Genomic DNA, 8,279 nt, shown 5'->3' on the forward strand with positions numbered 1-8,279 from the left:
CCGGCAAGCCATGCTCGACTGGAATCCCGCGCTTTACCTGCGTTTCGCCAATGAGCGTACGCGCCCCGCAGCCGAGCTGCTGGCGCGTGTGCCCTTGGCCCAGGCCCGCCATGTGGTGGACCTGGGATGCGGGCCGGGCAATTCCACCGAGCTGCTTGCACAGCGCTATGCCGGTGCCACGATCACCGGCATAGACAACTCCCAGGCGATGCTGGCCACCGCGCGCCAGCATCTGCCTGAGGCCCGCTTCGCGCTGGCCGACATTGCTTCCTGGACGCCCGCCCCCGGCGAGAGCGCTCCCGACCTGATTTATGCCAATGCCTCCCTCCAGTGGGTGGGGGAGCATGAAACGCTGATACCCCGCCTGTTCGCCCAACTGGCGCCAGGGGGCGTGCTGGCGATACAGATGCCCGACAACCGGCAGGAAGCCACGCACCGCGTGATGCGCGAGATTGCCAGCCTGCCCAAGTTTGCCGCCTACATCGGCGATGCCGCCAAGGTGCGGGCCGACATCCTGCCCATCCGCAGCTACTACGACCTGCTGGCCGGACCGCAGGAGCAGGCCGGCGTCGAGGCCGGCGCCGTCGATGTCTGGCACACCGTCTACCAGCATCCGATGGACTCGGCCGGCGCCATCGTCCAGTGGCTGCGCGGCACCGGCCTCAAGCCCTTCGTCGAGGGCCTGCCCGAAGCCCTGCAGGCCGACTTCCTCACCGAATACGAAAACCGCGTGGACGCCGCCTACGGCGTGCGCGCCGACGGCCGGCGCCTGCTGGCCTTCCCCCGCCTGTTCATCGTCGCCCAGCGCAAGCCATGACCGCCGCCACGTCCACACCCTCTCGCGCACACCCGGCCCAGGTGCTGCTCGATGCGCAGGGCGGTGCCCTGCACCTGCCCGTCTGTGACCACTACAGCGGCGTGGAAGTGCGCATGCGCAAGAGCCTGCAGTTGCAGGCCGAGATGATGGCCGAGTTCGGCACCTGCGTGTTCGACGTCACGCTGGACTGCGAGGACGGCGCCCCCGTGGGCCAGGAGGCAGCCCATGCGCGCCTGGTGGCCTCGCTGGCGCGTGATGCCGCGCCCGGCGCCCGCGTGGCTGCGCGCGTGCATGCCGTGGACCACGCCAGCTTCGCGCAGGACCTGGACATCATCGTCGGCGAGGCCGGCGACCGCCTGTGCCACCTCATGCTGCCCAAGGTGGAAAGCGTGGACGACGTGCTGCTGGCTGAGCGGCATCTGGGCCGACTGGGCTGCCGCGAACTGCCGCTGCATGTGCTCATCGAATCGCCCGCCGCGGTGCACCGTGCCTTCGACATCGCCGCACACCCGCGCGTGCAGAGCATTTCCTTCGGCCTGATGGACTTCGTCTCGGCCCATGGCGGCGCGATTCCCGCCTCGGCCATGGGCTCGGCCGGCCAGTTCGACCATCCGCTGGTCGTGCGTGCCAAGCTGGAGATCGCAGCTGCCTGCCACGCGCACGGCAAGGTGCCTTCGCACTGCGTGGTCACCGAGTTCAGGAATCCACAGGCGCTGCAGGCCGCTGCCACACAGGCGTCACGGCGGCTCGGCTATACCCGCATGTGGAGCATCCACCCGGACCAGATCCGTCCCATCCTCGCCGCGTTCGCGCCCCAGGCCGACGAAGTGGCGCAGGCCGCACAAATACTTACCGCCGCCGAGGCCGCCGACTGGGCGCCCGTCAGCGTGGATGGTGTATTACATGACCGGGCGAGCTACCGCTATTTCTGGCAGTTGCTCACACGTGCCCACCAGACCGGCCAGGCGCTGCCCCCGCAGGTGCAGCCCTGGTTTGCATCAGAATCACTTGCTTAGCCCACACCGGGAATTTGCAGGAGCCCAACGTATGAAGACAGCTATCGCCTCCATCCTGATCGCAGCCCCCTTGCTGGCCATGGGCCTGGGCGCCAGCGCCGCCGAACCTGCCAAGAAGGCTCCGGCCAAGGCCGCCGCCAAGCCTGCGGTCAAGAAGGCTCCCGCCAAGAAGGCCACTGCGGCCAAGGCCGCTGCCGGCGCTGCCGCAGTCGGCGGTGCGGCGGCCGTGGCAGCTGCTGCCCAGCAGCCGCTGTCCGCCGAAGACCTGGCCATCTCGGAGCGCGTGCACACCGGCCGCATTCCCTGCGAGCTGGGCGCCTTCGTCAATGTGACGGCCGACCAGTCCAACCCCGGCTACTTCAACATCGACGGCAAGGGCTTCAAGTACCACATGGCGCCCGTCAAGACCTCGACCGGCACCGTGCGCCTGGAAGACAAGCATGCCGGCGCCGTCTGGCTGCAGATCGCCAACAAGTCCATGCTCATGAACCAGAAGGTCGGCCAGCGCCTGGCCGACGAATGCATGAGCCCTGACCAGCTTCAGGTGGCCGAGGCCATCAAGAAGAACCCGCCTCCCAGCCTGCTGGAAGCACCCAAGCCCGCCGGCCAGTAATCCAGGCCCGGACCTGAGCGTCCCGCAAGCAGCCCCACTTTAGAAAACCATGGAGAGAGAATCATGTTGAAAGCCTACCGTGACCACGTGGCCGAACGCGCCGCGCTCGGTATCCCCCCGCTGCCGCTGGATGCCAAGCAGGTTGCCGAACTGATCGAGCTGATCAAGAACCCGCCCGCTGGCGAGGACGCCTTCCTGCTCGACCTGCTCACGCACCGCGTTCCTCCGGGCGTGGACGATGCCGCCAAGGTCAAGGCCAGCTTCCTGGCAGCCGTGGCCCACGGTGACATCCAGGTGGCTCTCATCTCCAAGGCCAAGGCCACCGAGCTGCTGGGCACCATGGTGGGCGGCTACAACGTGCACCCCCTGATCGAGCTGCTGGACGATGCCGAAGTCGCCGGCGTCGCTGCCGACGCGCTGAAGAAGACGCTGCTGATGTTCGACTTCTTCAACGACGTGGCCACCAAGGCCAAGGCCGGCAACGCCAAGGCCCAGGAAGTCATGCAGAGCTGGGCCGACGCCGAGTGGTTCACCTCGCGCCCCGAAGTGGACAAGAAGATCACCGTCACCGTCTTCAAGGTGCCCGGCGAGACCAACACCGACGACCTGTCGCCTGCACCCGATGCCTGGAGCCGTCCGGACATCCCGCTGCACTACCTGGCCATGCTCAAGAACACCCGTCCCGACGCGGCCTTCAAGCCCGAGGAAGACGGCAAGCGCGGCCCGATGCAGTTCATCGACGACCTCAAGAAGAAGGGTCACCTGGTCGCCTACGTGGGCGACGTGGTCGGCACCGGCTCCTCGCGCAAGTCGGCCACCAACTCCATCGTCTGGGCCACGGGCCAGGACATCCCCTTCGTGCCCAACAAGCGCTTCGGCGGCGTGACCCTGGGCGGCAAGATCGCCCCCATCTTCTTCAACACGCAGGAAGACTCCGGCTCGCTGCCCATCGAAGTGGACGTCTCCAAGCTGGAGATGGGCGACGTCATCGACGTGCTGCCCTATGACGGCAAGCTGGTCAAGAACGGCGAGACCGTCGCCGAGTTCCAGCTCAAGAGCGACGTGCTGTTCGACGAAGTGCGCGCCGGCGGCCGCATCAACCTGATCATCGGCCGTTCGCTGACCGCCAAGGCCCGCGAATTCCTGGGCCTGTCTGCCTCCACCGTGTTCCGCCTGCCCCAGGCGCCCGCTGCTTCGAACGCCGGCTTCACGCTGGCCCAGAAGATGGTCGGCCGCGCCGTCGGCCTGCCGGAAGGCCAGGGCGTGCGCCCCGGTACCTACTGCGAGCCGCGCATGACCACCGTGGGTTCGCAGGACACCACCGGCCCCATGACCCGCGACGAGCTCAAGGACCTGGCCTGCCTGGGCTTCTCGGCCGACATGGTCATGCAGTCCTTCTGCCACACGGCTGCCTACCCCAAGCCCGTGGACGTCAAGACCCACCGTGAGCTGCCTGCCTTCATCAGCAACCGCGGCGGCGTGGCCCTGCGTCCCGGTGACGGCGTGATCCACTCCTGGCTCAACCGCCTGCTGCTGCCCGACACCGTGGGCACGGGCGGCGACTCGCACACGCGCTTCCCCATCGGCATCTCCTTCCCCGCAGGTTCCGGCCTGGTGGCCTTCGGCGCCGCCACGGGCGTGATGCCCCTGGACATGCCCGAGTCCGTGCTCGTGCGCTTCAAGGGCGAAATGCAGCCTGGCGTCACCCTGCGTGACCTGGTGCATGCCATTCCCCTGTACGCCATCAAGGCAGGCGCGCTGACCGTGGCCAAGGCCGGCAAGAAGAACATCTTCTCGGGCCGCATCCTCGAAATCGAAGGCCTGCCCGACCTCAAGGTCGAGCAAGCTTTCGAGCTGTCCGACGCCTCGGCCGAGCGCTCGGCTGCCGGCTGCACGATCAAGCTCAACCCCGAGCCGATCAAGGAGTACCTGACCTCGAACATCGTTCTGATGAAGAACATGATCGCCGACGGCTACGCCGACGCCAAGACGCTGCAGCGCCGCATCGAGAAGGTCGAAGCCTGGCTGGCCAAGCCCGACCTGCTCGAAGCCGACAAGGACGCCGAATACGCTGCCGTGTTCGAGATCGACCTGGCCGACATCAAGGAACCCATCGTCTGCTGCCCCAACGATCCCGATGACGCCAAGTTCCTGTCCGAAGTGGCCGGCACCAAGATCGATGAAGCCTTCATCGGTTCGTGCATGACCAACATCGGCCACTTCCGCGCAGCAGCCAAGCTGCTGGGCGGCCAGCGCGACATCCCCGTCAAGCTGTGGGTGGCTCCGCCCACCAAGATGGACCAGAACGAGCTGATCAAGGAAGGCCACTACGCCGCCTTCGGCACGGCCGGTGCCCGCACCGAAATGCCGGGCTGCTCGCTGTGCATGGGCAACCAGGCCCAGGTCCGCGAAGGCGCTACGGTGATCTCCACCTCGACCCGCAACTTCCCCAACCGCCTGGGCAAGAACACCAACGTGTTCCTGGGCTCGGCCGAGCTGGCCGCCATCGCATCGCGCCTGGGCAAGCTGCCCACCAAGGAGGAATACCTCAAGGAAATGGGCGTGATCGATGCCGACAAGTCCAGCGTCTACCGCTACATGAACTTCGACCAGATCGAAGAGTACGCGGACGTGGCCAAGGGCGTGAGCGCCTGAGTCCGGCCTGATCCGGCTCCATGAGCAAAGCCCGCTTCGGCGGGCTTTGTCTTTTTGCGATGGGTCTGTCTGGGCATCTGGCATGTCTGCAAGCATGCTTTTGACCATGTGCTAACGTGGAAACCAAGTGAACCAGTGGAGCCTCGCCATGAGCCGCCTGACCATCGATATGACCCCGCAGCAGCACCAAAGCCTCCAGGCGTCTGCCGCTTTGCAGGGCAAAACGATCGAGCAATACACGCTTGAGCGACTGTTTCCCGGCGACGCGGATGCCGGTCAGGCGTGGCAGGAACTGGCGGCCGTGCTGGGAGAGCGCATCAATGAAGGACTTGCTGGCAAGGTCTCCGGCAAGAGCATTGGAGAGATTCTTGATGAAGAGCTGGGCGAGGGGCGGCGTTGAGACATTACCGGCTCACCGCTGCGGCAGAAGCCGACCTGCGCGACATCATCCGCCATACGCGCAGGCAATGGGGCGATGAACAGGTAAGGCAATACATCGGTGCATTGGAGCGGGGGATTGCCGGCCTGGTGGCAGGAAAGGCTAGCGTCAAGGACCTCGGCGAAGTCTTCCCCGGTTTGCGCGTGGCTCGTTGCGAACATCACCATGTGTTTTGTCTGCTGCGCGAAGATGCGCCCGCCTTGGTGGTCGCCATACTGCACGAGCGCATGGATTTGATGACGCGGCTTGCCGACAGGCTCAAGCCTTGAGGCAGTGCACGCTGGAGTCTCGATTCCAAGAGTACGCGGACGTGGCCAAGGGCGTGAGCGCCTGAGTCCAGCCTGATCCGGCTCCATGAGCAAAGCCCGCCTTGGCGGGCTTTTTGGTGACTGTGGCCTTGCCGTGCCCATCGCACTAGCCGGCTGAGTGGATTCAGCCCGGGTGCTTTTCCGTGCTTTCGGCGCTCTGCCGCAGCTCCTGCGCCGATACGTGCACGATTTGCCCATCACGCACGATGACGATGCCGGTATCCGTCTGGATGGCTGTCTTGCGGGCCAGCGCAGCGGCGCGCTGCAACGCAGCCATCGATGCGCGCAGGTCGGGGTTCTTGGCTGTGGAAATGTCGGGTGTCTTCATGTGTTCTCTCTCCATTCGAGCAGCACTGGCATGGCTCCCGCATTGTCGTACAAAGCCCATGTATCGACTTTGGCTTTGTAGTGCTGGTCGAAATTGGAACGTCCGGCGGCAAAACGGCGGCGGATGACTGGCTCTGGGATGTCATGCCCGCCCTGGCTCACACGCTCCGCAACGCGATCCACAGCGGCCTGCGCGTTGGGCAAGGCCAGAAAGTACAGATCAACGCGGTAGCCCTGCGAGCGCCAATGGTCGATATGCCGCAGGTAGCCCAGGCCTGAAAGAGTGGTCTCGAAAGCAAAGCTGTCACCACGATCAGCGCAAGCGGCCATTTCGTCCAGCATCAAGCGTCCTGCCTTGATGGCGGCCGTCTCTGGTGCGAAGGGGGATAGTCCAGCCGCGATCAGGTCTGCATTGATGAAGCGGGGGCACTGAGCCTCCTGTGGCAGGAAAGAGCGGGCGAACGTGGTTTTACCCGCACCGTTGGGGCCCGCAATGATGATGATTTTCTTGTCCATAGGCATGGTCTTTCGCTCCACCTCGCCCCTGCGGCGAAAGCGGGCTCTTTCACGGGTGCGTTGCAGTTCCTGATCTCAATTGGCTCAGCAACACTTGGGTTGCGGTATCCGCCGGAAAGAACGACTCCACGGCCAGCTCCTGCAGCGTCACATCCACCGGCGTGCCGAAGATGGTGATGGTGCTGATGAAGTTCAGCCGGCCATGGTCGGTGTCCAGCGCGAAGGGCACGGCGATGTGGCTGGCAGGTGCTGCGCCATGTGAGTCCGCTTCATCTTCCTTGAACGGGTAGGCGGCAATCTCGTCGTGCAGCGCCTGCAACTGCGCATCCGACGTGGCGGCAATCTGCTGCTGCAGGCGGTGCAGCAGATGCGCGCGCCAATGGGCTGCATTGGCCAGGCGCGGGCCCAGGCCTTCGGGGTGCAGGCTCAGGCGCAGCACATTGACGGGCGGCTCCAGCAGCCAGGGCGCCACGCCGGCCAGCAGCAGCGGCACGATGGCGTTGGCGGCCACCAGGTTCCAGTGACGGTTCACGGCCAGGGCCGGATTGGGCTCGTGGCCCTTGAGCACCAGGTCCACGGCCTGGCGCGCGGCGGCCAGATCCGGGTGGTCCAGCGGCCGGGCCTGGTACATGGGCGCATAGCCTGCGGCCACCAGCAGCGCGTTGCGCTCGCGCAGCGGCACGCCCAGGCGCTCGACCAGGCGCAGCACCATCTCGCGGCTGGGCTGGGCGCGGCCGGTTTCCACATAGCTCAGGTGGCGCGTGGAGATCTCGGCCTCCAGTGCCAGGCCCTGCTGGCTCAGGCGGCGGTGCTGGCGCCAGTGGCGCAGATGGTCGCCGAAGGGCGAGCGCGCGGACGGTGGATGGGCGGTGGAGGTCATGGTCCGCATCGTAGCGGCGGGGCCGGCGTGGCGGCCATGACCTGCGAGGTTATCGACCCTGTGCAGCCTGCGGCGGACCATGCAGTCCATGGCATGCACGGTGTGTGCCTGTTGCTCTCAAGGAGTTCGCCATGTCGATGTTCGCTTCCCCCCGTTTCCTGCCCCGCGTGATGTGGGCCGATGCTGCTTCCTGCGCCGCCTCGGGCGCCTTGCAACTGGTGGCGGGGCAGCCGCTGTCGGATGTGACGGGGTTGCCTCTGGCGCTGCTGCAGTCCACAGGCTGGTTTTTGCTGGGCTATGCGCTGCTGGCTGCGTGGATGGCGGCGCGCTCGCCTGTGCCGCGGCGGTTGATCGGGCTGGTGGTTGTGGGGAATTTGGGGTGGGCTGTGGGCTGTGTTGCGCTGTTGGCGTTTGGTGGGTTGGGGTTGTCTGCCTGGGGGGTGGCGTGGGTGTTGGCTCAGGCGTTGGTGGTTGTGGTGTTGGCTGAGTTGCAGTGGACTGGGTTGCGGCGCACGCGCGATGTGGCTGGCGGTGCGCGTGTTGCCATGTCATGACTACAGCGGGCTTGTTTTGACCCTGCCGGGCCGTTGTTTTTCGAGGCCGGGTCTCGGCCCGGCAGCCGACGGCCCTTTCTTGATTCGCCAAGAAAGGTCAGATCAAAGAAGGCGGCCGGTACGACTCACACTCATAGGTGACACATCAGTACAA

General features: G+C 65.8%; 10 protein-coding genes. 7 read left to right on the plus strand and 3 right to left on the minus strand.

The features are described 5' to 3' along the window. The first annotated feature begins 10 nt into the window (after positions 1 to 10). From tam to ACF8LI_RS11585, 6 genes are all read left to right on the plus strand, one after another. Entirely contained in the window at positions 11 to 817 is an 807-nt protein-coding gene (gene tam / locus ACF8LI_RS11560; protein WP_013803434.1) for a trans-aconitate 2-methyltransferase, read from the plus strand. Continuing rightward, complete coding sequence (locus tag ACF8LI_RS11565) at positions 814 to 1,833, plus strand: CoA ester lyase (protein ID WP_012204351.1); 1,020 nt, start codon at positions 814 to 816, stop codon at positions 1,831 to 1,833. Before tam ends, ACF8LI_RS11565 begins: the two co-directional genes overlap by 4 nt. Positions 1,834 to 1,864: 31 nt before the next feature. Further along, positions 1,865 to 2,446 carry a hypothetical protein gene (locus tag ACF8LI_RS11570; protein ID WP_016450203.1) on the plus strand — a complete coding sequence of 194 codons (582 nt, stop codon included), beginning with the start codon at positions 1,865 to 1,867 and terminating at the stop codon, positions 2,444 to 2,446. 63 nt (positions 2,447 to 2,509) lie between these two features. Then, on the plus strand, positions 2,510 to 5,101 hold the full coding sequence (acnB, locus tag ACF8LI_RS11575) for a bifunctional aconitate hydratase 2/2-methylisocitrate dehydratase (RefSeq protein ID WP_016450204.1): 2,592 nt from the start codon (positions 2,510 to 2,512) through the stop codon (positions 5,099 to 5,101). Between the two features lie 148 nt (positions 5,102 to 5,249). Beyond that, positions 5,250 to 5,501 carry an antitoxin gene (locus ACF8LI_RS11580; RefSeq protein WP_012204354.1) on the plus strand — a complete coding sequence of 84 codons (252 nt, stop codon included), beginning with the start codon at positions 5,250 to 5,252 and terminating at the stop codon, positions 5,499 to 5,501. Then, entirely contained in the window at positions 5,498 to 5,809 is a 312-nt protein-coding gene (locus ACF8LI_RS11585; protein WP_392412881.1) for a type II toxin-antitoxin system RelE/ParE family toxin, read from the plus strand. The genes ACF8LI_RS11580 and ACF8LI_RS11585 overlap by 4 nt, the downstream gene beginning before the upstream one ends. A 163-nt stretch (positions 5,810 to 5,972) precedes the next feature. Here the strand turns inward: ACF8LI_RS11585 and ACF8LI_RS11590 are convergent, their stop codons facing one another. The 3 genes from ACF8LI_RS11590 to ACF8LI_RS11600 are packed head-to-tail and all read right to left on the minus strand — an operon-like array spanning position 5,973 to position 7,571. Then, positions 5,973 to 6,176 (minus strand): hypothetical protein, encoded by a 204-nt coding sequence (locus ACF8LI_RS11590; protein ID WP_012204356.1) that lies wholly within the window; start codon positions 6,174 to 6,176, stop codon positions 5,973 to 5,975. Continuing rightward, positions 6,173 to 6,697 carry a zeta toxin family protein gene (locus ACF8LI_RS11595; protein ID WP_012204357.1) on the minus strand — a complete coding sequence of 175 codons (525 nt, stop codon included), beginning with the start codon at positions 6,695 to 6,697 and terminating at the stop codon, positions 6,173 to 6,175. Before ACF8LI_RS11595 ends, ACF8LI_RS11590 begins: the two co-directional genes overlap by 4 nt. A gap of 43 nt (positions 6,698 to 6,740) precedes the next feature. Further along, entirely contained in the window at positions 6,741 to 7,571 is an 831-nt protein-coding gene (locus tag ACF8LI_RS11600; RefSeq protein ID WP_392412884.1) for a helix-turn-helix domain-containing protein, read from the minus strand. Positions 7,572 to 7,702: 131 nt separating this feature from the next. Here ACF8LI_RS11600 and ACF8LI_RS11605 point away from each other — a divergent pair, with 131 nt between their 5' ends. Beyond that, a complete protein-coding gene (locus tag ACF8LI_RS11605; RefSeq protein ID WP_016453927.1) occupies positions 7,703 to 8,125 on the plus strand; it encodes a hypothetical protein in 423 nt (140 codons plus the stop codon). The last annotated feature ends 154 nt before the right edge of the window (positions 8,126 to 8,279 follow it).

Source organism: Delftia sp. WSY_12, from assembly GCF_043104645.1.
GTDB lineage: Bacteria > Pseudomonadota > Gammaproteobacteria > Burkholderiales > Burkholderiaceae_C > Comamonas > Comamonas tsuruhatensis.

Bases quoted from the DNA above. Each gene is read 5' to 3' on its own strand.
- ACF8LI_RS11580 (WP_012204354.1), top strand. From the start codon at position 5,250: ATGAGCCGCCTGACCATCGATATGACCCCGCAGCAGCACCAAAGCCTC.
- ACF8LI_RS11590 (WP_012204356.1), bottom strand. From the start codon at position 6,176: ATGAAGACACCCGACATTTCCACAGCCAAGAACCCCGACCTGCGCGCA.
- tam (WP_013803434.1), top strand. From the start codon at position 11: ATGCTCGACTGGAATCCCGCGCTTTACCTGCGTTTCGCCAATGAGCGT.
- ACF8LI_RS11595 (WP_012204357.1), bottom strand. From the start codon at position 6,697: ATGCCTATGGACAAGAAAATCATCATCATTGCGGGCCCCAACGGTGCG.
- ACF8LI_RS11605 (WP_016453927.1), top strand. From the start codon at position 7,703: ATGTCGATGTTCGCTTCCCCCCGTTTCCTGCCCCGCGTGATGTGGGCC.
- ACF8LI_RS11600 (WP_392412884.1), bottom strand. From the start codon at position 7,571: ATGACCTCCACCGCCCATCCACCGTCCGCGCGCTCGCCCTTCGGCGAC.
- acnB (WP_016450204.1), top strand. From the start codon at position 2,510: ATGTTGAAAGCCTACCGTGACCACGTGGCCGAACGCGCCGCGCTCGGT.
- ACF8LI_RS11570 (WP_016450203.1), top strand. From the start codon at position 1,865: ATGAAGACAGCTATCGCCTCCATCCTGATCGCAGCCCCCTTGCTGGCC.
- ACF8LI_RS11565 (WP_012204351.1), top strand. From the start codon at position 814: ATGACCGCCGCCACGTCCACACCCTCTCGCGCACACCCGGCCCAGGTG.